Raw genomic sequence first — 24321 nt, 5'->3', positions numbered from 1 at the left:
CACGTCGAGGAGTGAACTACCAGATGGCCCGTAACGTGATCAGCACGGACGTCGCGCTCGTCGGCGCGGGAATCATGAGCGCCACGCTCGGCACCCTGCTCCGCAAGCTGGAGCCCAGCTGGTCGATCAACGTCTTCGAGTCCCTCGACGCCGCGGCCGCCGAGTCCTCCGACCCGTGGAACAACGCGGGCACCGGCCACTCGGCGCTGTGCGAGCTGAACTACACCCCACAGGCCGCCGACGGCTCCGTGGACATCGCCAAGGCCATCACGATCAACGAGCAGTTCCAGGTTTCGCGCCAGTTCTGGGCGTACGCCGTGGACGCGGGCGTGCTCGACGAGCCGTCGGATTTCATCAACCCCATCCCGCACGCAAGCTTCGTGCACGGCGCCGACAACGTCGACTACCTGCGCAAGCGCTATGACGCGCTGTCCGGTCAGACGCTGTTCGAGGGGATGGAGTTCTTCACCGATCCGGCTACGTTCTCCGAGCGCCTGCCGGTCATGGCCGCGGGCCGCAATTTCGGCGATCCGGTCGCCGTCAACTGGTACGAGGGCGGCACCGACGTCGACTTCGGCTCGCTGACCAAGAAGCTCATCAACTTCGTCGGCAAGGGCGGCGCAGTCCACTTCGGCACCAAGGTCACGAACCTCAAGCGCACCAAGGACGGCTGGCGCCTGACCGTGCGCAACCTGCGCACCCACGAGGTCTCGTACGTGGACGCGCGCTTCGTCTTCGTCGGTGCCGGCGGCGGAGCCCTGCCGCTGCTGCAGAAGTCGGGCATCAAGGAGGCCAAGGGTTTCGGCGGCTTCCCCGTCTCGGGCCAGTTCTTCCGCTGCACCAACCCTGAGCTCATCGACCACCACGCCGCGAAGGTCTACGGTAAGGCCGCCGTCGGCGCCCCGCCGATGTCGGTACCGCACCTCGATACCCGCGTGATCGAGGGCAACAAGGGCCTGCTGTTCGGCCCCTACGCCGGCTTCTCGCCGAAGTTCCTCAAGGCCGGCCAGTACACCGACCTGCCGCTGTCGGTGAAGCCGAACAACCTGCTCCCGATGATGGCCGTCGGCCTCAAGGAGATGGGCCTGACCAAGTACCTCATCGGCGAGCTCATGCAGTCGCCCGCCGACCGCGTGAAGACGCTGTCCGAGTTCGTGCCCCGCGCCACCGGCGGCGACTGGGAGCTCATCACCGCCGGCCAGCGCGTGCAGGTGATCCGCAAGGGACCCGGCGGCGGCAACCTGGAGTTCGGCACCGCGGTCATCGCCGCCAACGACGAGTCGATCGCCGGCCTGCTCGGCGCCTCGCCCGGCGCCTCGACGGCCGTGCCCGCCATGCTCGACGTCCTGGGCAAGTGCTTCCCGAAGCACATGCAGGCGTGGAAGCCGCTGCTGCAGGAGATGATCCCGTCCTACGGCACGACCCTCAACGACAACAAGCAGCTCTTCGGCCAGGTCTGGGACTGGACCAACCGCACGCTGCAGCTGTCCCCGGGCGTCGAGGCCGACGCGCAGGGCTAGCGCCGTGCGCCGCGCCACCGGAGACGAACTCGACGCGAGGACCCTCTACGCGCTGCTGAAGCTGCGCGCGGAGGTCTTCATCGCGGAGCAGCAGAGCCCCTGGCTCGACATCGACGGGCGCGACCTCGACCCGTCGACGGTCCACCTCTGGCTGCCCGACGATGTCGCCCCCGGCGACTCCGGCAGCGCGATCGCGACGGTGCGCGTCACTGACGAGGGCCCGGGCCTGGCCGCGATCGGCCGAGTCTGCGCGGCACCGTCGCACCGCGGGCGTGGGCTGATCGGCGAGCTGATGACCGCGGCGCTCGCCGAGCTCGACGGCCGAGCCTGCCTGCTTGAGGCTCAGTCGCACCTTGAGAGCATGTACGCCAAATACGGATTCGCCCGCGAGGGAGACGAATTCATCGAGGACGGCATCCCGCACGTCCCCATGAGGAGGCCCGCCGGTGTCTGACCGCTACCCGTTCAGCGCCGTCGTCGGCCACGACGAGCTGCGGCTCGCCCTCACCCTGTGCGCCATCGCGCCCGCCGTCGGCGGCGTGCTCGTGCGCGGCGAGAAGGGCACCGCGAAGTCCACCGCCGCCCGCGCGCTCGCCCCGCTGCTGCCGCCCCGCCCCGACGGTGCGCCCGCGCGCCTCGTCGAGCTGCCCATCGGCGCTACCGAGGACCGGGTCGTCGGCTCGCTCGACCTGCACCGCGCTCTCGGCGAGGGGCGCGTCGACTTCACGCCCGGCCTGCTCGCCGACGCCGACGGCGGCATCCTCTACGTCGACGAGGTCAACCTGCTCTCCGACCACCTCGTCGACGTGCTGCTCGACGCCGCGGCGATGGGGCGGGTCACCGTCGAGCGGGACGCCGTCTCGCGCTCCTATCCGGCGCGATTCGTGCTGGTGGGCACCATGAATCCCGAGGAGGGGGAGCTGCGGCCGCAGCTGCTGGATCGCTTCGGCCTGGCGGTCGACGTGCGTGCCAGCCGCGAGGTGGACGCCCGCGTCGAGGTGATGCGTCGCCGCCTCGCTTTCGAGGCCGACCCCGCCGCCTTCGCCGCCGAGTACGCCGACGCCGACGCCGACCAGGCCCGTCGCATCGCCGAGGCGCGCGACCGGCTGCCCGCCGTCGCACTGCCCGACGCCGAGCTGCGCCGCATCGCCGCGGTCTGCGCGGCCTTCGACGTCGACGGCATGCGCGCCGACCTGGTGATCGCCCGCGCGGCCCGCGCCCACGCGGCGTGGCGCGGCGCCGCCGAGGTCACCGAGGACGACGTCCGCATCGCCGCGGCGCTCGCGCTGCCGCACCGCAAACGCCGCGACCCGTTCGACGAGCCCGGCCTCGACGACGCCGAGCTCGACCGCGCCCTCGACGACGCTCGTCAGGCCGACGATCCCGACCCGGAACCCGACGACGACGGTCCGGACGGCGGCCCCGACGGCGGACAGCCGACGGAACCGCCCTCGACGCGGGACGACTCCGCAGCTTCCGCACCCGAGCCGCAGGGCGCCCCGTTGCCGACGGCGCGGCACCGCACCGTCGGACGGCTCGCCGTGCCCGGCACGGGAACCGGGGTAGCGACGGGCCGCCGCTCCAAGTCGCGCTCCGACCGCGGCAGCGTCGTGCGCGCCGCGCCCGCCGGCACCGGCGCGGGCCTGCACCTGGCCGCCACGCTCCGCGCCGCCGCCCCCGCGCAGGCCGCGCGCGGCCGCGTCGACGGACCGCTGCACCTGGCGCCCTCGGATCTGCGGTCCCCGATCCGCGAGGCCACCGAGGGCAACCTCGTCGTCTTCGTCGTGGACCTGTCCGGCTCGATGGCCGCGCGGGAGCGGATCGCGCTGGTCGGCGAGGCCGCTGTCTCCCTGCTGCGCGACGCCTACCAGCGCCGCGACAAAGTGGCGGTCATCGGCTTCCGCGGCGCAGAGGCCACACTGCTGGTGCCGCCGACGCGGTCGGTCGACGTGGCCGTCGCGCGCCTGGCACGGGCCCGCACCGGCGGCCGAACGCCGCTGGCCGAGGGGCTGATCGAGGCGCGGAAGCTCCTGCGCCGCGAGGACCTGCGGCCCGACGCCCGTCGCCCGCTGGTCGTGGTGCTCACCGACGGTCGCGCGACGTCCGGCCGGGATCCGCTGCCGCGCGCGCTCGCCGCGGCGGCGGGCCTGCACGCCGATGGTCGCGCGACGGTCGTCGTGGACTGCGAGACCTCGATGGTGCGGCTGGGCCTCGCGGCGAAGGTCGCGGCCGCGCTCGGCGCGCCGATGCTCCCGCTGGGCGGCCTGAGCCCGCAGGACCTGGCCCGCGTCGCCTGACGTATGTTCCGAAAGTCGGGTTCTACGGCGGTCCGAGGCGAGATCTGGTCGTGGAGTCCCGGAGAACCCGCAACTCAGTGAGGAGTCTTCGATGCCGCAGGGCAAGGTCGAATCGGTGCCGCAGGACGGCCTGACCACCCGGCAGCGCCGCAACCAGGCGCTGCTCGCCGTTCACACCGGCCCGGGCAAGGGGAAGTCGACGGCCGCGTTCGGCATGGCCATGCGCGCGTGGAACCAGGGCTTCGACATCGGTGTCTTCCAGTTCGTCAAGAGCGCGAAGTGGAAGGTCGGCGAGGAGCAGACCATGCTCGCACTGAACGAGCTGCACGAGCGCACCGGAGCCGGCGGGCCGGTGCAGTGGCACAAGATGGGGCAGGGCTGGTCCTGGCTGCGCCGTGACGAGGACGCCGAGCAGGATCACGCCGAGGCCGCCCGCGACGGGTGGCGGGAGATCGCCCGCCGACTCGGCGCCGAGCAGCACCGCTTCTATGTGCTCGACGAGTTCACCTACCCGCTCAAGTGGGGCTGGATCGACGTCGACGAGGTTGTCGAGACCCTGGTGAACCGGCCTGGGAACCAGCACGTAGTCATCACCGGCCGTGATGCGCCGCAGTCGCTCATGGACGCCGCCGACCTGGTCACCGAGATGACCAAGATCAAGCACCCGATGGATGCGGGGAGGAAGGGGCAGAGGGGGATCGAGTGGTGAGGAACGGCTCCGGGATCCCGGGAGGTGCGGTGGTCGGGGAGAGCAGGGGGATCGAGTGGTGAGGAACGGCTCCGGGATCCCGGGAGGTGCGGTGGTCGGGGAGAGCAGGGGGATCGAGTGGTAGCGCCCGCGGTCGTCATCGCGGCGCCCGCGTCGGGCAGCGGCAAGACGACCATCGCGACGGGGCTGATGGGCGCGCTGGCGCGCACCGGCACCGTCGCGCCGTTCAAGGTGGGCCCCGACTACATCGATCCCGGCTACCACGCCCTCGCGACCGGTCGGGCCGGCCGCAACCTCGACGCGATCCTCTGCGGGGAGCAGCGCATCGCGCCGCTGTACCGGCACGGCTCGCGCGACGCCGACATCGCGGTCGTCGAGGGCGTGATGGGCCTGTTCGACGGACGCATCGTCGACGGCCCCGGCGGCGCGGCCACCGAGGGCATCGGCTCCACCGCGGACGTCGCGCAGATCCTCGGCGCCCCGGTGCTACTGGTCGTCGACGCCCGTGGGCACTCGCAGTCCCTCGCCGCGCTGCTCGCCGGGTTCGCCACCTATCGGCCGGGTATCGCGCTCGCCGGCGTGATCCTCAACCGCGTCTCGAGCCCCCGGCACGAGCGGGTCCTGCGCGACGCCTGCGCGCACGCGGGCCTGGAGGCGGTCGGCGCGGTCCCCGGCGCCGCGGCGCTGGAGGTGCCGGCGCGGCACCTCGGCCTCATCCCGGCCGCGGAGCGGGGCGCCGAGGCCGTCGCCGCGGTCGCCGCGATGACCGAGCTGGTGGAGCAGCACGTCGACGTCGAGCGGATCCGCGCGCTGGCCCGGCCGGTCGCGGACGGGCCCGTGTGGTCACCGACGGACGAAGTGGCACGCGCGGGCGAGCCGGTGGTCGCGCTGGCCGGCGGCCCGGCGTTCAGCTTCGGCTACGCCGAGCACGAGGAGATGCTCCGCGCCGCCGGCGCGCGGGTCGAGCGCTTCGACCCACTCAGCGACGAACTGCCCGGCGGCGCCGCCGCCGTGGTGCTCCCGGGCGGCTTTCCCGAGGTGTACGCGCAGACACTGTCGGCGAACACGGCGCTGCGCGACCAGCTGCGTGCGCTGGTCGGCGCCGGGGGCGTGATCCACGCCGAGTGCGCGGGGCAGCTCTACCTCGCGGAATCGCTCGACGGGGTGCCGATGTGCGGGATCGTGCCGGGTGCCGCGACCTTCACCCGGCGCCTGACGCTCGGCTACCGCGACGCCGTCGCCCTCGGCGCGAGCCCGCTGTTCGAGCCCGGCGAGCGTGTGGCGGGGCACGAATTCCATCGCACCGCACTCGCCCCGGGCGCCTCGCCGGCGTGGGGATGGCGCGACGGTGAGGGGGTCGCTACCACCGACGGGTATCTGTCGCCCGCTCTGCACTCTTCGTATTTGCATGTGCACCCTGCTGGATATCCACAGGTGGCAGAACGGCTGGTCAGGGCGGTTGTTTGAGGAATATGTCTCATCCTGAGCGAGGGCCTCGCGCGGGCTGAGAGCTTCCTGTACAAAAGCCTCATGCACAAGTCGATCAAGCTCGTCTCCGTCACCTTCGCCGCCGCCGCCGTGGTCGCCACCTCCGCCTGCGCCGCCGGCTCCTACGCCGCACCCGGATCGCCCTCCTCCTCCGCCAAGGCCAGCGCGTCGGCGAAGCCCTCCGCCAAGCCCTCGACCAGCGCCTCGGCGAGCGCGTCGGCCAAGCCCTCCGCCTCGAAGCTCACCCCGGTCAAGGCCGGCACCCCGAGCGCGATCCTCGCCTCGACCGCGTGGGAGACCACCTCGGCCAAGGACGCCAAGGGCGACAAGGTCGCGCTGACCGACAAGAACGTCAAGAACTACGTCGGCTGGGCGTACTTCAAGAAGGACGGCACCTTCACCCTCTACAACCTGGACGACAGCGCCAAGGGCAAGGGCGACTGGACCGTCTCCGCCGATGGCAAGACCCGCACCATCGTCGCCAAGAACGCCGATGGCAGCGTGCAGTACAAGCGCACCGTCGAGATCGTGACCCTCACCGAGAAGGAGTTCACGTACCGCGTGTACCCCGAGGCCTCCACCAAGGCCGTGTACTACGACATCGTGCACACCGCCACCAAGCACGCCGAGCCGCGCGCATAGTGACGGAAGCCGCTCACTAAGCTGAGCGGAATGAACAGCCACGGCGCCCCGCACGATCCCTACCTCGTCGGTCTGGATCTGCGAGGGCGCCGTGTCGTCGTCGTGGGGGCCGGCACCGTCGTCCAGCGCCGACTGCCCGTCCTCCTCGCCGCCGGCGCGGACGTCCACATCATCGCGCCCGAGGCCACGCCCGCCGTCGAGTCGACGCCCGGCATCGTCTGGCACCGCCGCGAGTACGCCTCCGGCGATCTCCTGGGGGCCTGGTACGCCCTCGCCGCCACGAACGACCCCGCGGTCAACGCCGCCGTCGTCGCCGAGGCCGAGGTGCAGCGCACCTTCTGCGTCCGCGTCGACCTCGCCCGCGAGGGCACCGCCGTCACCCCCGCCACCGTCGCCACGGACGGGCTGCAGGTGGGCGTACTGGCATCCGGGGATCACCGACGGTCCGCAGCCGTCCGCGACAGCCTGCGCGCCGTCCTGACCGGCGACGAGGCCGCCCGGCCCACCCACAAGCCCGAGGGCGTGGCCCTCGTCGGCGGGGGACCGGGCGATCCGGACCTCATCACCGTGCGCGGCCGGGCCCTGCTCGGCCTGGCCGACGTGGTGGTCGCCGATCGCCTGGCCCCGCCTCGGTTGCTCGCCGAGCTCGCGCCCCACGTCGAGGTCATCGACGCCGCGAAGGTGCCTTACGGGCGTGCCATGGCCCAGCAGGCCATCAACCAGGTCCTCATCGATCGGGCCCGTGAGGGCAAGTTCGTCGTCCGCCTCAAGGGCGGCGACCCCTACGTCTTCGGCCGCGGCTTCGAGGAGCTCGAGGCGCTCGCCGCCGAAGGCATCCCTGTCACCGTGGTCCCGGGCATCACCAGCTCGATCGCTGCGCCGTCGGCGGCGGGAATCCCCGTGACGCACCGCGGCGTCACGCACGAGTTCGTGGTCGTCTCCGGCCATGTCGCGCCGGGGCATCCTGAGAGCCTCGTCGACTGGGACGCGCTCGGCCGACTGCGCGGCACCGTCGTGGTGCTCATGGCGGTGGAGCGGCTCGCCGCGATCGCCGAGGCGCTGATCGCGGGTGGACGGCCCGCCGAGACGCCGGCCGCGGTGGTCGAGAACGCGACGACCGGCGGGCAGCGCACCGTCCGTGGCACGCTCGCCACCATCGCGGCGGATGCGGACGCCGCGGGCGTCGTGCCGCCCGCCGTGCTCGTCGTGGGCGCCACGGCCGGGTTCACGGCAGCGCTGGGCGACTGAGCCGCATCCCCGGGTGTGGGTTTTCGCGCGTGTCGTCACCCTGTGACGCCCCCATTCGGAAAACCTCGATCGGACCGGGGAACAGCACCCTGGGCTGCGTGAATCGTCCGATTCGAGGGAATTCAGCCGAGGCTAGATCTACCACTTCAGTAACTCTCGTCACAATTGTTACCGTTCTCGACTTCCGGATCGGCCGGGGGAGTCGGTAGCCTCGGGCATCATGACTTCCACGATGGCGCCCTCCAGCCCGGCGCAGACGTACCGCGTCAAGGGCAGCGCCATCGGCATCCCGATCCTCGTTCTGTGCGGGATGATCTTCCTCTCGGTGCTCGACGGCACCGTCGTGTTCGTGGCGATGCCGGAGATCCAGGACGCCCTCGGACTCTCGGACGCCACCAAAGTCTGGGTCTTCGGCGCCTACGCGCTGACCTTCGGCGGATTCCTCCTCCTCGGCGGCCGCCTCGGCGACACCTTCGGCCGCAAGAAGATGTTCTTGCTGGGCGTCGTCGGCTTCACGGTGGCGTCCGCGCTGGCGGGATTCGCGACCAATGAGGCGTGGCTGCTGGCCGCGCGCGTCGGCCAGGGCCTGTTCGCCGCGATCGCCGGCCCCACCGCGCTCGCGCTCATCGCCACCACCTTCGCGCCGGGCAAGGCCCGTAACCAGGCCTTCGCCGTCTTCGGTGCCATGGCCGGCCTCGGCTCCATCGCCGGGCTCGTCGCCGGCGGCCTGCTTGCCACCGTCGACTGGCGCCTCATCTTCTGGATCAACGTCCCCGTCGGCATCGCCTGCGCCATCGGTGGCTGGTTCACCCTCGACGAGGCGGTGGCCGAGCGGCGGCACGCCCTCGACGTCAAGGGCGCCGCGCTCGCGGTCGCGGGCTGCGTGACCGGCGTCTACGCCCTCACCGCGGGGCCCGAGGCGCACTGGCAGAGCACGTCGGTCTACGTCGCCGCCGTGGTCAGCGCGATCTGCCTGGTCCTGTTCCTGTGGGTCGAGCGCACCGCCAAGAACCCGATCCTGCCCTTCTCGCTGTTCAACAACCGCAACCGCGTCGCGGCGATGCTCGCGATCCTGGTCTGCGGCGCCCTGATCCCGACGCTCGGCTTCTACGTCGCGCTGACCTTCCAGCTGGTCCTCGGCTACACCCCCTTCCAGTCGGGGCTCGCACTACTGCCTTTCGCCGTCGGCTTCGGTATCGCGGTCGCGATCAGCGCCTCGCTCGTCCGCCGCTTCCAGGCCCGGTGGCTGGTCGCCTTCGGCGGTCTCATCGTGTTCCTGCCCTGCCTCTACGTCCCGACCCTGATGAGTAAGGCCCCGGCCACCATCGACTACTTTCCGCAGATCGCGATCCCGGTGTTCCTCATCGGCGTCGGCGTGGGGATGGCCGTCGTGCCGCTACCGCTCGGTGCGGTCGCCGGCGTGCGCCCGTCGGAGATCGGGCCGCTGACCGCGCTCATCGAGGTCGCGCAGAACCTCGGCGGCATCATCGGCCTCGCCTCGGTGCAGGTCGTCGTGACCTCGCGGATCATGGCCGAGGGCGGCCCCACCACTGGGCACCTGCGCCACGACTCACTGACCGGCAACCAGATCCACGCCCTGGCCTCCGGCTACGGCCTGGCGTTCATCGCGTGCGCCGCGATCCTCATCCTCGCCGGCCTCGTCGTGGTCCCGTTCATGCGCTTCACCCCGGAGGAGATCGCAGAGGGGCAGGCCGCCAAGGAATCGAGCGAGTCCGGCGGCGCCATCCCGTCCACGTCCTTCCCGGCCCAGGCCTTCGAGGACGATGACGACGACGTCGACGACGACTGGGAGCCCCTCGAGGGCGACGTCACGTCGGGCTCCTTCGCCGCGATCCGCCGCGAGGACGTGGACCGCGCCTACAACGAGCGGCCCGGTGATCCCGAGCCGGTGTACTTCACGGACCGTTTCCGGGCCATCAAGCGAGCCGACATGGACGAGTCGGCCTCGCCCCTCGCCGGCCTCGGGGTCCAGCCGGGCCCGCCGAACGCCGCCCCGCAGCCCGTAGCTCCGCAGCCCCCGACGCAGCAGGTCCCCGTTGCTCGGCCGCAGCAGCGCCCGCAGCCGACGGCCCCGCAGCAGGCTTACTCGCAGCCGAGCGGCCCGCTGACTCGCCCGGCTCCGACTGCCCCGCAGCAGGCGTACTCGCACCCCAGCGATCCGCTCCCGCGTCCCCTCGCCCGTCCGGGTGACGGTCTCGCCGGCATCGCCCGCCCGTCCGGCCCGATCCAGCGCGAGAGCGTCGACCTCCCGCGCCCGCCGGTGCCGCCGGCGCCCCGGGCGTCCGTCCCCGACTATCGTCCCCCGCGCCCGGCGCCGCAGCAGTACCGTGCGGACCCGTCGGAGCCGCGGTCCGGTGGTCCCGCACAGCGCCCTGATGCAGCCCGGCCGGAGTCGCAGTTCGAGGGCGTCGCTGCCGGTGCGCGCGGAGGCCGGCACGCAGCCCCCGAGTCCGACGGCATGCATCACGCTGAGCGGACGCAGCAGGCCGATCGTGTGAGCCGCGCTCGCCGGCACCGTCGCGAGGACTGAGGACTCTCGCGCCCGGCGTGTCGCGCGAGAGGTGATCGAGCGCGGCGGACGTTACGCCCGATTCCGCCCGATACCGTCTCTGGTCTGCGAAAAGCGCCCCCACGTTGATTGCTGAGTGCACGCATTGGGGAGTCTGCTCGGGCGACGCGACCTGAAAACCTGCGTGAGCGATTTCTTCGCGACTTCTCTCAGCCGGTAGCCTCGGTCTCCATGACCTCAGCGATGGCCCCGGGGGCCCCGGCGCAGACGTACCGCGTCAAGGGCAGCGCTCTCGGTGTCGCCATCGTCGTCCTCTCCGGCATGATGTTCCTCGCGGTCCTCGACGGCACCGTGGTCTTCGTCGCGCTGCCGCGGATCCAGGACGCGATGCACCTGTCGGATGCCGCGAAGATCTGGGTGTTCGGCGCCTACGCGGTCACTTTCGGCGGTTTCATGCTGCTCGGCGGCCGCCTCGGCGATACCTTCGGGCGCAAACGGATGTTCATCCTCGGCGTCGCGGGATTCACCCTCGCATCGCTGTTGACCGGTTTCGCCACCAACGAGGCGTGGCTGCTCGTCGCGCGCGCCGGGCAGGGGCTCTTCGCGGCAATTGCCTGTCCCACCGCGCTGGCGCTGATCGCCACCACCTTCGCCCCCGGTAAGGCGCGCAACCAGGCCTTCGCCATCTTCGGCGCGATGGCCGGGCTCGGATCCGTGTCGGGCCTCGTCGCCGGCGGCCTCCTCGCCACCTGGGACTGGCGTTTCGTCTTCTGGATCAACGTCCCGGTGGGCATCGTGTGCGTCATCGGCGCGGTGATCGCCCTGGAGGAGTCGACCTCGGAGCGACGCCACGCCCTCGACATCAAGGGGGCCTTCCTCGCCGTGGCGGGCTGCGTCGCCGGCGTCTACGCCCTGACGATGGGCCCGGAGTCGCACTGGCAGGGGGCGACCATCTACGTCGCGGCTGCCGTGAGCGCCGTGTGCCTTGTCGCGTTCCTCGTGGTGGAGCGCACTGCGAAGAATCCGATTCTGCCGTTCTCGCTGTTCCACAACCGCAACCGCGTGGCGGCGATGGTCGCCATCCTCGTGTGCGGTGCGCTCATCCCGACGCTCGGCTTCTACGTGGCGCTCACCTTCCAGCAGGTACTCGGATACACCCCACTGCAGTCCGGTCTGGCCCTGATTCCGTTCGCCGTGGGCATGGGCATCGCCGCACCCATCTCGTCCAAACTCGCCCTGAAGATCCAGGCGCGCTGGCTGGTCGCCATCGGCGGCGTCATCGTCTTCCTGCCGTGCATCTACGTGCCGACGCTCATGACCAAGGATCCGTCCGCGGTCAGCTATTTCCCGTACATCGGGCTGCCCGTGTTCCTCATCGGGCTGGGCGTGGGCTTCGCGATGATCCCGTTGCCGATCTGTGCCTTGGCCGGTGTGCGTCCGTCCGAGACCGGGCCGATGTCCGCGCTCGTCGAGGTGTGCCAGAACATCGGCGGCATCGTCGGTCTCGCGTCCGTGCAGGTGCTGGTGACCTCCCGGATCATGAAGGAGGGCGGACCGACGAAGGGCGAGATCACCCACGAGATGCTCGACGACGCGCAGCGCAGCGCGCTGGCGTCCGGATACGGCCTGGCGTTCATCGCGTGTGCCGCGATCCTCATCCTCGCCGGCCTCGTCGTGGTGCCCTTCATGCGGTTCACCCCGGAAGAGGTCGCCGAGGGGCAGGCCGCCCAGGAGTCGAGCAAGTCCGGCGGATCGATCCCGTCCACGTCCTTCCCGGCGCAGGCCTTCGAGGATGATGACGATGTCGACGACGACTGGGAGCCCCTCGAGGGCGACGTCACGTCCGGCTCGTTCCCGGCGGTGCGCCGCGAGGACTTCGACCGGGCGTACAACGAGCGGCCCGGGGACCCGGAGCCGGTGTACTTCACGGACCGGTTCCGTGCGATCAAGCGCCCGCAGGCCACGGGGCAGCAGCCGGTGCAGCAGCCCCTCCAGCACCGTCCGGCCACGCAGCCGCCGCAGGCGGCCCCGGTCGCGCAGCAGCCGCAGCAGGCGTATTCGCACCCCAGCGATCCGCTGCCCCGCACTGCGCAGTCCGGCGAGGGCCTCGCCGGCGTCGCCCGGCCCTCGGGCCCGATCCAGCGCGAGAGCACCGGCCAGCCACGTCCGCCGCAGCCTCCGCGCCCGGCGGCGGACCCGCAGTACCGGCCCCCGGTTCAGCCCCCGCAGGGCCGGCAGCGTCCGAGCACCCCGATCCAGCGCCCGAGTGGGCAGATGCACCGTCCTAGCGCCCCGATCCAGCGCCCGAGCGGACAGATGCCGCGCCCGAGCGGGCCGGTGCCCGGACCTCCGGGGCAGGCCAGCCCGCCGCTGCAGCGGCCCAGTGGAGCGATCCAGCGCCCCGGCCGGCAGGCCCCGCCGCAGCCCGGCGGCCCCGGGCCGCGGCTGAGCGACCCCGTGCAGCGGCCCAGCGCGCCGATCCAGCGTCCACCCGCCGCGCCGCAGTCGGACACCCCGTCGAACGGCGGCCGGCACGCGCTGCCCGAGCCCGACGCCATGCACCACCCCGAGGCCTCGGCGCAGGCCGAGCGCGTCAGCCGCGCCCGGCGGCACCGCCTCGACGAGGACTAGACGCCGCTGGACTCCAGTCAGCCCGCGGTGACGATCGTGACCTCGGTCGGCGACGAGAGTTCCGCGCGCAGGCCGGCCTTCTCGGCCACCTTCACCACGGCCCGCGCATCCCCGGGTTCGGCGCGGCTGACCACGAGCGCCCGGGCCAGCAGTCCCTTGTGGTGCTTGTTGAAGTGCGAGACCACGGACCGCGAGCCGTCGGCCTTCTCGGTCACGACGGTGGCGGTCACCGCCCCCGGCACCCGTCCCAGCGCCGCGTAGCCGCCAGACCGCAGGTCCACGACGAGGCCGCGGTCGGTGGCGGCGAGGGCGTCCGCCAGGTCCGGCTTCCAGGCGGCGGCCAGCGTGCCCAGGCCGGGCAGCTTCGAGCCCGACGAGAGCCGATACGCGGGGATCGGGTCCCGCGCCCCCACCGCGCCGAACAGCGCCGAGCCCACGGCGAGGCGAGCATCGGCCTTCGCGCGTTGCGCCTTGGTCAACCCGCGTACGTCGAGCGCGTCGTAGAGCACCCCCGTGTACTGCTCGATCGCGGGCCGGGTGGCCGCCGTGCGCAACGCGCGGTTGCGTTCCAGCTCGTCGGTCTGCCCGTCCGAGAGCCCCAGCGCGGCCCGGGCCACACCGTCGTCCTGCGAGACGGCGACGAGCGCCTCCAGGAGGCGCTCGCGGGTCGCGGTGAGTGACGGGAAGGTCAGCGCGCCCAGGTCGAGCGGCGCGCCCGAGCCGCCGCCGGCTTTGGTTTCGGACGGGGGAAGCAGGATCAGCACACCGGACACACTAAGCTGTGGCGTCGTGATCACCCGATTCTCCCAGCTGTTCCTGCGCACGCTCCGCGACGACCCCGCGGACGCGGAGGTCCCCAGCCACAAGCTGCTCGTCCGCGCCGGCTACGTGCGGCGCATCGCGCCCGGCGTCTACTCCTGGCTGCCGCTGGGCCTGCGGGTGCTGCGAAACGTCGAGCAGGTCGTCCGCGAGGAGATGAACGCCATCGGCGGCCAGGAGATCCTGCTGCCCGCGCTGCTTCCGCGCGAGCCCTACGAGAGCACCAACCGGTGGACCGAGTACGGCGACGGACTGTTCCGCCTGAAGGACCGCAAGGGCGCCGACATGATGCTCGGCCCCACCCACGAGGAGATCTTCGCCCTCACCGTGAAGGGCGAATACAACTCGTACAAGGACCTGCCGGTCATCCTGTACCAGATCCAGACCAAGTACCGCGACGAGGAGCGGCCCCGCGCGGGCATCCTTCGCGGCCGCGAGTTCGTCATGAAGGACAGCTACAGCTTCGACACCTCCGACGAGGGGCTGTCCGCGGCGTACGCCCAGCACCGCGCCGCCTACCAGCGGATCTTCGCGCGCCTGAACGTCGAGCACGTCATCGTCTCGGCAACCTCCGGTGCCATGGGCGGCAGCGCCTCCGAGGAATTCCTCGCGGTGAGCCCCGTCGGAGAGGACACCTACGTGCACTCGACCGAGTCGGACTACGCCGCGAACGTCGAGGCCGTGATCACGCCTGCGCCGCCCGCGATCCCGCTCGACGGGCTGCCCGCCGCGCAGGTCTTCGACACCCCCGGAACGCCCACCATCGACACGCTCGTCGCCTGGGCCAACGGGGCCGCCGACGGTGCCTCCGTCCTCGGCCGTGAGGTCGTCGCGGCGGACACCCTCAAGAACGTCATGGTCAAGACCCGTGCCCCGGGCGGCGACTGGGAGCTTCTCGGCGTCGGCGTGCCCGGCGACCGCGAGGTCGACTTCAAGCGCCTCGAGGCATCCCTCGAACCCACCGAGGTGGCGCTCATCGAGGCCGAGGACTTCGCGAAGTACCCGTTCCTCGTCAAGGGCTACATCGGCCCGAAGGCGCTGCTGGAGAATGAGGTCCGCTACCTCGTCGACCCGCGCGTGGTGACCGGCACCGCCTGGATCACCGGAGCCGACGCGCAGGGGCAGCACGTGGTGAACCTCACCGCGGGCCGCGATTTCACGCCCGACGGCACTATCGAGGCCGCCGAGGTTCGCGACGGCGATGCCTCGCCCGATGGCCGGGGCGTCCTGCAGTCGGCGCGAGGCATCGAGATCGGCCACATCTTCCAGCTGGGTCGCAAGTACACCGACGCCTTCGAGGTCGACGTGCTCGGCGAGAACGGCAAGCCCGTGCGCCTCACCCAGGGCTCCTACGGCGTCGGAGTCTCGCGCCTCGTCGCCGTCATCGCCGAGCAGCAGCACGACGATAAGGGCCTGCGCTGGCCCAAGGGGATCGCGCCCTTCGACGTACACGTGGTCATCGCGAACAAGGACGAGGGCGCCTGGACCGGTGCCGAGTCGTTGGCCGCCGAGCTCGACGCCGCCGGCCTGCAGGTGCTGCTCGACGACCGCAAGGCTTCGCCCGGCATCAAGTTCAAGGACTCCGAGCTGGTCGGTGTTCCGACCGTCGTCGTGGTCGGCCGAGGCTGGGCCGACGGTGTCGTCGAGCTCCGTGACCGCCTTACCGGCGAGTCGCGGGAGATCCCCGTCGCCGACGCCGCCGCTGAGATCACCGCCGCCGCACGCTGACGGTCATTGAGCACGGACGCAGGAACCCCCGCACCATCCGGTGCGGGGGTTCCTGCGTAGCGGGGGTCGGCTCAGGACAACAGTGAGAGCAGCGAGTAGCTGCTGTCGAACCCTCCGTTGGCGGCGACCACGACGATGATGATGATCGCGATGATGAACAGGGCGATGTAGACGCCACCGAGGATGACCCCCGCCAACGCCATCCCGTGCCCGCTCTGGCCGGATACCTTGACCTGCTTCATCCCGATGATGCCCAGGACCACCGCGGCGATGGCCGTCGCGATGCCGAGGCCGTACGCGCAGCCCAGTGGGAAGGAGAGGATGCCGCACACCAAGGCGGCGACCGCCAGGCTGTTGGTGCCGGCCGTCTGGCCGTAACCCTGGGCGGGGTAGCCGGGAACGTTCTGGCCCGGGTAGGCCGGGAAGCCCTGCTGCCCGTACTGCTGCTGCCCGTACTGCTGCTGCCCGTACTGCTGCTGCCCGTACTGCTGCTGTCCGTACGGCTGCTGGCCGTACTGCGGCTGCCCCGGGTACTGCGGCGGCGCGGCGTACGGATCTGCGGCGGGCGCCGCGTACGGATTCTGCGCTGCGTACGGGTCCGCAGGCGCGGCGTACGGGTTCTGCTGCGCGGCGTACGGATCGGCCGGTGCCGCGTAGGGGTCCACAGGCGGGGTGTACGCCGACGGCGCGGCATAGGGATCCGGCTGTGCGGTGTGGTGCACCGTGGTCGCGGCGTCGGGATCGCCGCTGACGTTCGGATCGCCGTCGCGCTTCGTCAGGTCGGGCGCGGACGCGGTCGGCTCTACCGGGCGGATCGCAGTCGGGTCGTAGGTCCCGTCGCCGGGCTGCTGGGGATCACTGGACGTCATTCCCCGAGTGTAAAGGCACGCAAACGGAACGTCAGGTGCGGATGCCGGGGAACGGGGTGGTCACGGGGGAGGCCCCGAGCGCCACCCGCCAGCGGGCCCCGCGGACCGCGGCCCCGCCGAGGCCCGTGACGCCGAGGTGCCGGATCCCGTCACCGTCGGCCCGGGACAGGAGGTTGCGGTGCGCGGCCGCGGCGTCGTCCTCCACGGCGGCGGCGACCTTCGCGGCGCTGACGGGGTCGGTGACCGGCTCCGGCGGCGTGTACGCGGGCGCGGCGACGGGCACCTCGACCCCGGCCGAGCTGAGCACCCGTGCGAGGGCGTCGCGCTGCGCGCGGTGCTCAGCGGCGTAGGTTGCGATCTCCGCCTTGCGAGTGGGCGCGGCGTAGGCCTCGATGAGGCCGTACAAGTAGACGGCGGCGTGCTCGGACCGGACGGCGGCGGCCACGGCGTCCTGGGCCGGGGTCATGCGAGCACCACCTCCGCGTGTACGCGGGTCGCGGCTGCGACGGAGCCGAGCAGGGCGGCCTGATAGCCGGACGCGGCGACGGCCGCGTCGGCCGCGTCCTTCGCCGAGCGGGTGAGCTGGGCGTGCAGCGAGGCCCGGGTCAGCGGCGACGAGGCCGCCGGGGTCGACGACGGTGCGGCGGTGACCGAGGTGGGGCGCTCGACATACCGCGACAGCTCGTCGGCCAGCGCCGACGCGTGCTGCCCGCGCTGATCGGCGATGAGCCGCAGCTGCGGTCCGGTGGCGCCGTCCAACACGGCCAGGCCGCGGGCGGCGTCCGCGTCGGCCTGGGCCTGCGCGGCGGCCGCCTGCAGCCGTACGGCCTGCGGGTCGCCGGCGCGGTCCGCGGGCGTCCTGCACCCCGTCAGTGCCGCCCCGCCCGCGAGCGCGCCGCCCGCGAGGAGGACGGACGTGAGGGCGGTGCGTCGGTCGATGCCGCGGCGCGGGGGTAGGGCGATCACGGGGGCGAGTCTAACGGCGCGCCCGGGTACACTGGCCGCAGCGTTCGACACCGGGCACGTCCGGTGACAATTTCACAGGGAGGCGCGTATGGCTTACGACGAATCGGCGGTGAAGGCCGTGATCGCGCCTCACCTGGACGCGGCCGGGCTCGACCTCGAGCGGGTCAAGATCAACAATGCGGGCACCAAGTCCTCCATCGCGGTCGTCGTGGACAGCGACGCGGGCCCCACTCTCGACGAGCTGGCAGTGGTCGCCCGGACGCTCTCCGCAGCGGTCGACGATGCGGACGACGTCTTCGGCGCCCAGGCGTTCACTCTCGAGGTCACCACGCCGGGCGCGGAGCGCCCGCTCACCGAACTCCGCCACTGGCGCCGTGCCCGGGGCCGGCAGGCCGCGATCGAGCTGGCCGACGGCACGAACCTGCTGGCCCGGATCGGACCACTCGCGGACGGCGGTGCGACGGTCACCGTCGTCTTGCCCGGGGCGAAGGGGCGCGCTCCGACGACCCGGGACATCCCGCTCGCCGACGTGGCGGCCGCCGCGGCGCGGGTGGAGTTCCGCAAGCCCAACCCCGTGGAGCTCGAGCTCTCCGGCATCACCCCGGGACGGGTGCTCCCCGGTGCCGAGCCCGCAGATCTGACAGGCGACGACGCCGGAGAAGAAGAGGACTAGATGAACATCGACATGGCGACCCTGCGGGCGATCGAGGCGGAGAAGGACATCTCGGTCGACACCGTGATCGACGCGATCCAGGTGGCCCTCCTCACCGCGTACAAGCACACCGAGGGGCATCAGCCGCACGCCCGGATCGACGTCAACCGCCGCACCGGTGAGGTCAAGGTGCTGGCGCAGGAGGTCGACGCGGACGGCAACATCATCACCGAGTGGGACGACACCCCCGAGGGCTTCGGGCGCATCGCCGCGGACTCGGCGCGCCAGCTCATCACGCAGCGCCTGCGTGACGCCGAGAACGACCGCACCTTCGGCGAGTTCGCCGTCTACGAGGGCGAGGTCGTCTCCGGTGTGGTGCAGGCCGATGCCCGCGCCGCGGCCCGCGGTTTCGTCGTCGTCCGCATCGGCGGCGAGCGCGAGGGCCACGAGGGCCTGTTGCCGCCCGCCGAGCAGGTGCCGGGGGAGTCCTACACCCACGGCGACCGGATGAAGTTCTACGTCGTCGGCGTGAGCCGCGGCCAGCGGGGCACGCAGATCACCCTGTCGCGCACCCACCCGAACCTGGTGAAGAAGCTCTTCGCTCTCGAGGTGCCGGAGATCGCCGACGGCAGCGTGGAGATCACCTCGGTGGCCCGCGAGGCCGGCCACCGCTCGAAGATCGCGGTGCGCACCTCGGTCGCGGGCCTCAACGCCAAGGGCGCCTGCATCGGCCCGATGGGCCAGCGCGTCCGGAACGTGATGAGCGACCTCGAGGGCGAGAAGATCGACATCATCTCCTACGACGACGACCCCGCGGTCTTCGTCGGTAACGCCCTGTCGCCGTCGTCGGTGGTGTCCGTCACCATTGTCGACTCCAAGGAGAAAGCCGCCCGCGTGGTGGTCCCCGACTTCAAGCTCTCGCTCGCGATCGGCAAGGAGGGCCAGAACGCGCGCCTCGCGGCCCGGCTCACCGGCTGGCGGATCGACATCAGGTCCGACGCGGAGAGCACCGAACCGAAGTGAGCTCACCGGTCCGGACCTGCATCGGGTGCCGGCGCCGCGCGCCTGCGGGCGAGTTGATCAGGGTGGTTGCGCCCGCCGCGGTCGACGGTGCGCGGACCGTCGTGGTGGACGCGCGGCGCCGCCTGCCGGGCCGGGGAGCGTGGCTGCACGACGATCCGTCGTGTCGCGAGCTCGCGCGCAAGCGGAACGCGTTCCGCCGAGCGTTGCGGGTCTCCGGTTCGCTCGACGACTCCCTCGGCGAAACGACTTGCCAGGACGCGCTATGATGATGAGCGGTCTGAAGAGGGTAGGTCTTTCCAAGGCCCACCTACTCGGAGATGAAGGAATCGAGCTGAACACATGAGCACACCGTGAAGCACCAGCGATGAACGGCAATCGGAGTAACTAACCGAGGTCGGCGGGACCAGTGATGCCCTCGACCTCACATTTGAGGAGAAGAGTGGCAGGCAAGGCCCGCGTGCACGAGTTGGCTAAAGAGCTCGGTGTCACCAGTAAGGAAGTTCTCGCACGGCTCAGTGAGCAGGGCGAGTTCGTGAAGTCCGCGTCGTCGACGGTGGAAGCCCCCGTCGCGCGGCGCCTGCGCGAGTCGTACGGACCCAAGTCCGACGGCGGCGCCAAGCCGGGGCCCGCCCCGGCGAAGAAGCCCGGCCCTGCGGCCGCGAGCACCCCCGCGCCCGCGGCGCCCGCCGCGGATGCACCCCGTCCGGCCTCGGCTCGACCCGGCCCGCGTCCTGCGGCACCGGCCGCGCCCGAGCCCACCCCGGAGCCCGTCGCACCGGCGGCTCCCGCCGCGAGCGCCGCACCGTCGGCGCCCGAGGCAGCGGCGCCCGCCGCGCCGGCGGCACGTCCGGGCCCGCGCCCGGCCGGCCCCAAGCCCGGCCCGCGCACCCCGAAGGTGGGCAACAACCCGTTCTCCTCGCAGGCTCCCGTCGAGCGTGCGCCGCGTCCGCAGCCGGGCCCCGGTGGTCCGCGTCCGCAGGGCGGCGCGCGTCCGGCTCCCGGCCAGGGCGGTCCCCGTCCGCAGGGCGGCGCGCGTCCGGCTCCCGGCCAGGGCGGACCCCGTCCCCAGGGCGGTCGCCCCGCGGCCGGTCCCGGCGGCCCGCGTCCGACCCCCGGCAGCATGCCTCCGCGCCCGAACCCCGGTGCCATGCCCTCGCGCGCTGCGCGTCCGGCGGCGCAGGGCCGTCCCGGCCCCGGTGGCCGTGGTGGGCCCGGCGGTCGTCCCGGCGGCGGTGGCGGCGGCTACCGCGGTGGGCCCGGCGGCGGTGCCGGTGCAGGCACCGGTGCTCCCGCGGGCGGTTTCCGCGGTCGTCCCGGTGGCGGCGGCCGTGGCCGTCCCGGCGGCACCGCGGGTGCCTTCGGTCGTCCCGGTGGCGCCCCGCGTCGTGGCCGCAAGTCGAAGCGGGCGAAACGCGCCGAGTACGAAAGCATGCAAGCGCCGATCGCCGGTGGCGTCCGGTTGCCACGTGGCGGCGGTGAGACGATCCGTCTCGCCCGCGGCGCGTCGCTGAGCGACTTCGCCGAGAAGATCGACGCCAACCCGGCGTCGCTGGTCCAGGCGCTGTTCAACCTGGGCGAGATGGTCACCGCCACCCAGTCGGTGAACGAGGAGACCCTCGTGCTGCTGGGCGAGGAGATGAACTACGTCGTCCAGGTCGTCAGCCCCGAGGACGAGGACCGCGAGCTGCTCGACAGCTTCGACCTCACCTACGGCGAGGACGAGGGCGACGAGGACGACCTCGAGCAGCGCCCGCCGGTGGTCACCGTCATGGGCCACGTCGATCACGGTAAGACCCGACTGCTGGACACGATCCGTAAGGCCAACGTCCGCGAGGGCGAGGCCGGCGGCATCACGCAGCACATCGGTGCCTACCAGGTGCTCACCGAGCTCGACGGCAACGAGCGCCTGATCACGTTCATCGACACCCCGGGTCACGAGGCGTTCACCGCCATGCGTGCCCGTGGTGCGAAGGCCACCGACCTCGCGATCCTCGTGGTCGCGGCCGACGACGGCGTCATGCCGCAGACGGTGGAGGCCATCAACCACGCGCAGGCGGCCGACGTGCCGATCGTCGTGGCGGTGAACAAGATCGACAAGGAGGGCGCGCAGCCGGAGAAGATCCGCGGCCAGCTCACCGAGTACGGCCTGATCCCCGAGGAGTACGGCGGCGACACGATGTTCGTCGACATCTCCGCGAAGCAGGGCACGAACGTCGAGGCGCTGCTCGAAGCGGTGCTGCTGACGGCCGACGCCTCGCTGGACCTGCGGGCGAACCCCGACATGGACGCGCAGGGCGTCGCGATCGAGGCGCACCTCGACCGCGGCCGCGGCCCCGTGGCCACCGTGCTCATCCAGCGCGGCACCCTGCGGGTCGGCGACTCGATCGTGGCGGGCGACGCCTACGGTCGTGTCCGGCGCATGGTCGACGAGAACGGCGACGACATCACGGAGGCGCTGCCTTCGCGTCCCGCTCAGGTCATCGGCTTCACCTCGGTGCCCGGCGCAGGCGACAACCTGCTCGTGGTCGACGAGGACCGGATCGCCCGGCAGATCGCCGACCGGCGCGCGGCGCGCAAGCGCAACGCGCTGGCGGCCAAGTCGCGCAAGCGCGTCTCGCTGGAGGATCTGGATGCCGCGCTGAAGGAGACCAGCCAGCTCAACCTCATCCTCAAGGGCGACAACTCGGGCACCGTGGAGGCGCTCGAGGAGGCACTGCTGGGGATCGAGATCGACGACGAGGTGCAGCTGCGGGTCATCGATCGCGGTGTCGGTGGCGTCACCGAGACCAACATCAACCTGGCGTCGGCGTCGAACGCGATCATCATCGCCTTCAACGTGCGGGCCGAGGGCAAGGCCACCGAGCTCGCCAACCGCGAGGGCGTGGAGATCCGGTACTACTCGGTGATCTACCAGGCGATCGACGAGGTCGAGGCCGCGCTCAAGGGCATGCTCAAGCCGGTGTACGAGGAGAAGGAGCTCGGCCAGGCCGAGATCCGCGCGATCTTCAAGTCGTCCAAGGTGGGCAACATCGCGGGTTGCATGGTCCAGTCCGGGATCATGCGCCGCAACGCGAAGGCGCGTCTGCTCCGCGATTCGAAGGTCGTGGCCGAGAACATCACGGTCACCTCGCTCAAGCGCGAGAAGGACGACGCGACCGAGGTCCGCGAGGGCTACGAATGCGGTCTGACGCTCTCGTACTCCGATATCAAGATCGGCGATGTGATCGAGACCTACGAATTGGTCGAGAAGCCGCGCGACTGATGTTCCTTCGGCCGGGTGCGGCCGGCGCGACCTGCGCCGGCCGCACCCGCCCGACTATCCCCTGGGCCGGGTGGCCCGACAGATGTTCACAGGTGTCCTTGAGATAGATCTGCTGCTGGGCGACGTGCACTCGCTCAAGCACAAGCGTTCCGTGCTCCGGCCGATCCTCGCGGAGCTGCGACGGTTCTCCGTCAGCACCGCCGAGGTGGGCTACCAGGATCTGCACCGTCGCGCTCTGATCGGCGTGGGGCTGGTCGGTCCGGACGCGGGCCACGTCGGAGAGGTCCTCGATCGGTGCGAACGCACCGCCGCGGGGCATCCCGAGGTGGAACTGTTATCGGTGCGTCGGCGCCTCTGGGGGCCGGAGGACTGAAGCCCCGGCACGGGATTGAGTGTGGTGGACGCAGGTGCCGTCGCTGCAGTCCCACACCGGGATATGCTCGCTGTTCCATCGGTTGATCACACCGTTCCACTGATCGACCGTTCGACGCGTAAGGGAGGGACTGGCCATGGCTGACCCGGCACGGGCCGCTCGGCTCGCCAAGCGGATCGGGACCATCGTCGCGACCGCGATCGAGCACGACATCAAGGATCCGCGGCTCGACTACGTCACCGTCACTGATACTCGCGTGACCAACGACCTGCACGATGCGACGGTCTTCTACACCGTCATGGGTCCGACGCTCGACGTCGAGCCCGACTACGAGGCGGCCGCCGCCGGCCTGGAGAAGGCCCGTGGGCAGCTCCGTAGCAAGGTGGGGGCGGGCACGGGCGTGCGGTTCACGCCCACTTTGCGCTTCGAGCTCGACGGGGTGCCCGCCGCCGTCGCGAACATGGAGGCACTGCTCGCCAAGGCCCGCGAGCAGGACGAGCGCGTCGCCGCCGTCGCCGCCACCGCGAAGCCCGCGGGCGAGGCGGACCCCTACAAGCACGACGATGAGGACGCGGACGACGAACCGGACGGAGCCGAGCGGTGACCGACGCCGTCGTCGCCGCCGCGGCGGCGCTGGACGGTGCGCGCAGTGTGGCGGTGTACTGCCACGTGCGCCCCGACGCCGACACTCTCGGCTCGGGACTGGGCCTCGCGCGGGTGCTGCGCGCCCGCGGCGCCCACGTCACCGTCAGCCACCCGGGTCCGGATCTGCCGTCCGGGATCGGTCTGCTCCCCGGCGTCGACGGCTTCACCGCGCCGAACGCGGATGCGGAGGTCGCCGTGGCGGTCGACTGCGCGAGCGCCGAGCGACTCGCGGGGCTCGAGGAGTCCTTCCACGGCCACCCCGTCCGGGTCGTCATCGACCACCACGCGACGAACACCGGATTCGGCTCCGTCGACCTGATCGACCCCGCCGCGAACTGTACGACAGAACTCGTGCTCGCGGTCGTCGACGCGCTCGGTGCGGAGCTGGATCCCGGGACGGCGGACTGCCTGTACGCGGGGCTGATCACCGACACGGGCTCGTTCCGCTGGGCGACGCCCGCCGGGCATGTGATGGCGGGTCGGCTCCTCGCCGCGGGTGCGCAGGGACGCGCGCTGTCGCGGGACCTGCTCGACAGCCACCCGCGGGCCTGGTTCGCCATGGTCGCCGCGGTGCTGGGCTCGGCGACCGCGGTGCCCGAGGCCTTCGGCGGCCGGGGCGCGGTGTACGCCGTGTGCCGCGCGGCCGATCGTGGGCCGCTCGGCTGGGACGCCGCGGAATCGCTCATCGACCTGCTGCGCACTGCCGAGGACTGCGAGGTCGCTGCCCTCTTCAAGGAGAGCGACAGCGGTGAATGGTCCGCGTCGTTGCGGGCGCGCACCGACCTCGACGTCTCCGAGGTCGCGCGCGGCTTCGGCGGTGGCGGTCACCGGCTCGCCGCGGGCTACTCCGCCACCGGGACGAGCGACGACGTGGTCGTCGCCTTTCTCGCCCGGGTCTGATCTCGCATGACGGGAACTG

At 71.9% G+C, this 24321-nt stretch carries 21 protein-coding genes; 17 read left to right on the top strand and 4 right to left on the bottom strand.

What is annotated here, in order from left to right:
- Nucleotides 1-23 precede the first annotated feature (23 nt).
- The 9 genes from mqo to HNP44_RS09440 all read left to right on the top strand — a co-directional run bounded on the left by mqo (nucleotide 24) and on the right by HNP44_RS09440 (nucleotide 13065).
- Entirely contained in the window at nucleotides 24-1520 is a 1497-nt protein-coding gene (gene mqo, locus HNP44_RS09480; protein WP_259139956.1) for a malate dehydrogenase (quinone), read from the top strand.
- 4 nt (nucleotides 1521-1524) lie between these two features.
- Nucleotides 1525-1974, top strand: coding sequence for a GNAT family N-acetyltransferase (locus HNP44_RS09475; RefSeq protein WP_146563996.1), 450 nt, complete (start codon nucleotides 1525-1527; stop codon nucleotides 1972-1974).
- The gene (locus tag HNP44_RS09470) at nucleotides 1967-3817 is read left to right on the top strand and encodes a VWA domain-containing protein (RefSeq protein ID WP_259139959.1); all 1851 of its coding nucleotides are present in this window, start codon (nucleotides 1967-1969) and stop codon (nucleotides 3815-3817) included. The genes HNP44_RS09475 and HNP44_RS09470 overlap by 8 nt, the downstream gene beginning before the upstream one ends.
- Before the next feature lie 91 nt (nucleotides 3818-3908).
- A complete protein-coding gene (cobO, locus tag HNP44_RS09465; RefSeq protein ID WP_259139960.1) occupies nucleotides 3909-4526 on the top strand; it encodes a cob(I)yrinic acid a,c-diamide adenosyltransferase in 618 nt (205 codons plus the stop codon).
- A 117-nt stretch (nucleotides 4527-4643) separates the two neighbouring features.
- The gene (locus HNP44_RS09460; protein ID WP_259139961.1) at nucleotides 4644-5993 is read left to right on the top strand and encodes a cobyrinate a,c-diamide synthase; all 1350 of its coding nucleotides are present in this window, start codon (nucleotides 4644-4646) and stop codon (nucleotides 5991-5993) included.
- A 63-nt stretch (nucleotides 5994-6056) separates the two neighbouring features.
- Nucleotides 6057-6656 carry a DUF4822 domain-containing protein gene (locus tag HNP44_RS09455; RefSeq protein ID WP_259139962.1) on the top strand — a complete coding sequence of 200 codons (600 nt, stop codon included), beginning with the start codon at nucleotides 6057-6059 and terminating at the stop codon, nucleotides 6654-6656.
- A gap of 30 nt (nucleotides 6657-6686) precedes the next feature.
- Nucleotides 6687-7904 carry a uroporphyrinogen-III C-methyltransferase gene (gene cobA, locus HNP44_RS09450; protein ID WP_259139963.1) on the top strand — a complete coding sequence of 406 codons (1218 nt, stop codon included), beginning with the start codon at nucleotides 6687-6689 and terminating at the stop codon, nucleotides 7902-7904.
- Between the two features lie 220 nt (nucleotides 7905-8124).
- Entirely contained in the window at nucleotides 8125-10455 is a 2331-nt protein-coding gene (locus HNP44_RS09445) for an MFS transporter (protein WP_259139964.1), read from the top strand.
- A gap of 210 nt (nucleotides 10456-10665) precedes the next feature.
- Nucleotides 10666-13065 (top strand): MDR family MFS transporter, encoded by a 2400-nt coding sequence (locus HNP44_RS09440; protein ID WP_310437668.1) that lies wholly within the window; start codon nucleotides 10666-10668, stop codon nucleotides 13063-13065.
- A gap of 17 nt (nucleotides 13066-13082) precedes the next feature.
- Here HNP44_RS09440 and yaaA read toward each other — a convergent pair whose 3' ends face one another.
- Nucleotides 13083-13829 carry a peroxide stress protein YaaA gene (gene yaaA / locus HNP44_RS09435; RefSeq protein WP_259139966.1) on the bottom strand — a complete coding sequence of 249 codons (747 nt, stop codon included), beginning with the start codon at nucleotides 13827-13829 and terminating at the stop codon, nucleotides 13083-13085.
- Between the two features lie 25 nt (nucleotides 13830-13854).
- Here yaaA and HNP44_RS09430 point away from each other — a divergent pair, with 25 nt between their 5' ends.
- Nucleotides 13855-15612 carry a proline--tRNA ligase gene (locus tag HNP44_RS09430; protein WP_259139967.1) on the top strand — a complete coding sequence of 586 codons (1758 nt, stop codon included), beginning with the start codon at nucleotides 13855-13857 and terminating at the stop codon, nucleotides 15610-15612.
- Between the two features lie 71 nt (nucleotides 15613-15683).
- Here the strand turns inward: HNP44_RS09430 and HNP44_RS09425 are convergent, their stop codons facing one another.
- From HNP44_RS09425 to HNP44_RS09415, 3 genes are read right to left on the bottom strand one after another with little or no spacing between them, the layout of a single operon-like run.
- Complete coding sequence (locus HNP44_RS09425; RefSeq protein WP_259139968.1) at nucleotides 15684-16481, bottom strand: DUF4190 domain-containing protein; 798 nt, start codon at nucleotides 16479-16481, stop codon at nucleotides 15684-15686.
- 31 nt (nucleotides 16482-16512) lie between these two features.
- Nucleotides 16513-16947 (bottom strand): ferritin-like domain-containing protein, encoded by a 435-nt coding sequence (locus HNP44_RS09420; protein WP_259139969.1) that lies wholly within the window; start codon nucleotides 16945-16947, stop codon nucleotides 16513-16515.
- Nucleotides 16944-17447, bottom strand: coding sequence for a hypothetical protein (locus HNP44_RS09415; protein WP_259139970.1), 504 nt, complete (start codon nucleotides 17445-17447; stop codon nucleotides 16944-16946). The genes HNP44_RS09420 and HNP44_RS09415 overlap by 4 nt, the downstream gene beginning before the upstream one ends.
- A gap of 88 nt (nucleotides 17448-17535) precedes the next feature.
- Between HNP44_RS09415 and rimP the strand changes: the two genes are divergently transcribed.
- The 7 genes from rimP to HNP44_RS09380 all read left to right on the top strand — a co-directional run bounded on the left by rimP (nucleotide 17536) and on the right by HNP44_RS09380 (nucleotide 24302).
- The gene (gene rimP, locus HNP44_RS09410; protein ID WP_259139972.1) at nucleotides 17536-18120 is read left to right on the top strand and encodes a ribosome maturation factor RimP; all 585 of its coding nucleotides are present in this window, start codon (nucleotides 17536-17538) and stop codon (nucleotides 18118-18120) included.
- Nucleotides 18121-19122, top strand: coding sequence for a transcription termination factor NusA (nusA, locus tag HNP44_RS09405; protein WP_259139973.1), 1002 nt, complete (start codon nucleotides 18121-18123; stop codon nucleotides 19120-19122).
- Nucleotides 19119-19388, top strand: a complete 270-nt coding sequence (locus HNP44_RS09400) for a YlxR family protein (protein WP_374758760.1) — start codon at nucleotides 19119-19121, stop codon at nucleotides 19386-19388. The genes nusA and HNP44_RS09400 overlap by 4 nt, the downstream gene beginning before the upstream one ends.
- Before the next feature lie 173 nt (nucleotides 19389-19561).
- Nucleotides 19562-22384 (top strand): translation initiation factor IF-2, encoded by a 2823-nt coding sequence (gene infB, locus HNP44_RS09395; RefSeq protein WP_259139976.1) that lies wholly within the window; start codon nucleotides 19562-19564, stop codon nucleotides 22382-22384.
- A gap of 82 nt (nucleotides 22385-22466) precedes the next feature.
- Nucleotides 22467-22757 (top strand): DUF503 domain-containing protein, encoded by a 291-nt coding sequence (locus tag HNP44_RS09390; protein ID WP_259140279.1) that lies wholly within the window; start codon nucleotides 22467-22469, stop codon nucleotides 22755-22757.
- A 136-nt stretch (nucleotides 22758-22893) separates the two neighbouring features.
- Nucleotides 22894-23361 carry a 30S ribosome-binding factor RbfA gene (rbfA, locus tag HNP44_RS09385; RefSeq protein WP_224649685.1) on the top strand — a complete coding sequence of 156 codons (468 nt, stop codon included), beginning with the start codon at nucleotides 22894-22896 and terminating at the stop codon, nucleotides 23359-23361.
- Nucleotides 23358-24302 (top strand): DHH family phosphoesterase, encoded by a 945-nt coding sequence (locus HNP44_RS09380; protein ID WP_259139978.1) that lies wholly within the window; start codon nucleotides 23358-23360, stop codon nucleotides 24300-24302. The genes rbfA and HNP44_RS09380 overlap by 4 nt, the downstream gene beginning before the upstream one ends.
- Nucleotides 24303-24321 lie beyond the last annotated feature (19 nt).

This window comes from Tsukamurella ocularis (assembly GCF_024807615.1).
Classification (GTDB): domain Bacteria; phylum Actinomycetota; class Actinomycetes; order Mycobacteriales; family Mycobacteriaceae; genus Tsukamurella; species Tsukamurella ocularis.
The sequence above is the reverse complement of the archived record's forward strand: the minus strand, read 5'-3'. Positions and strand labels throughout refer to the sequence as shown.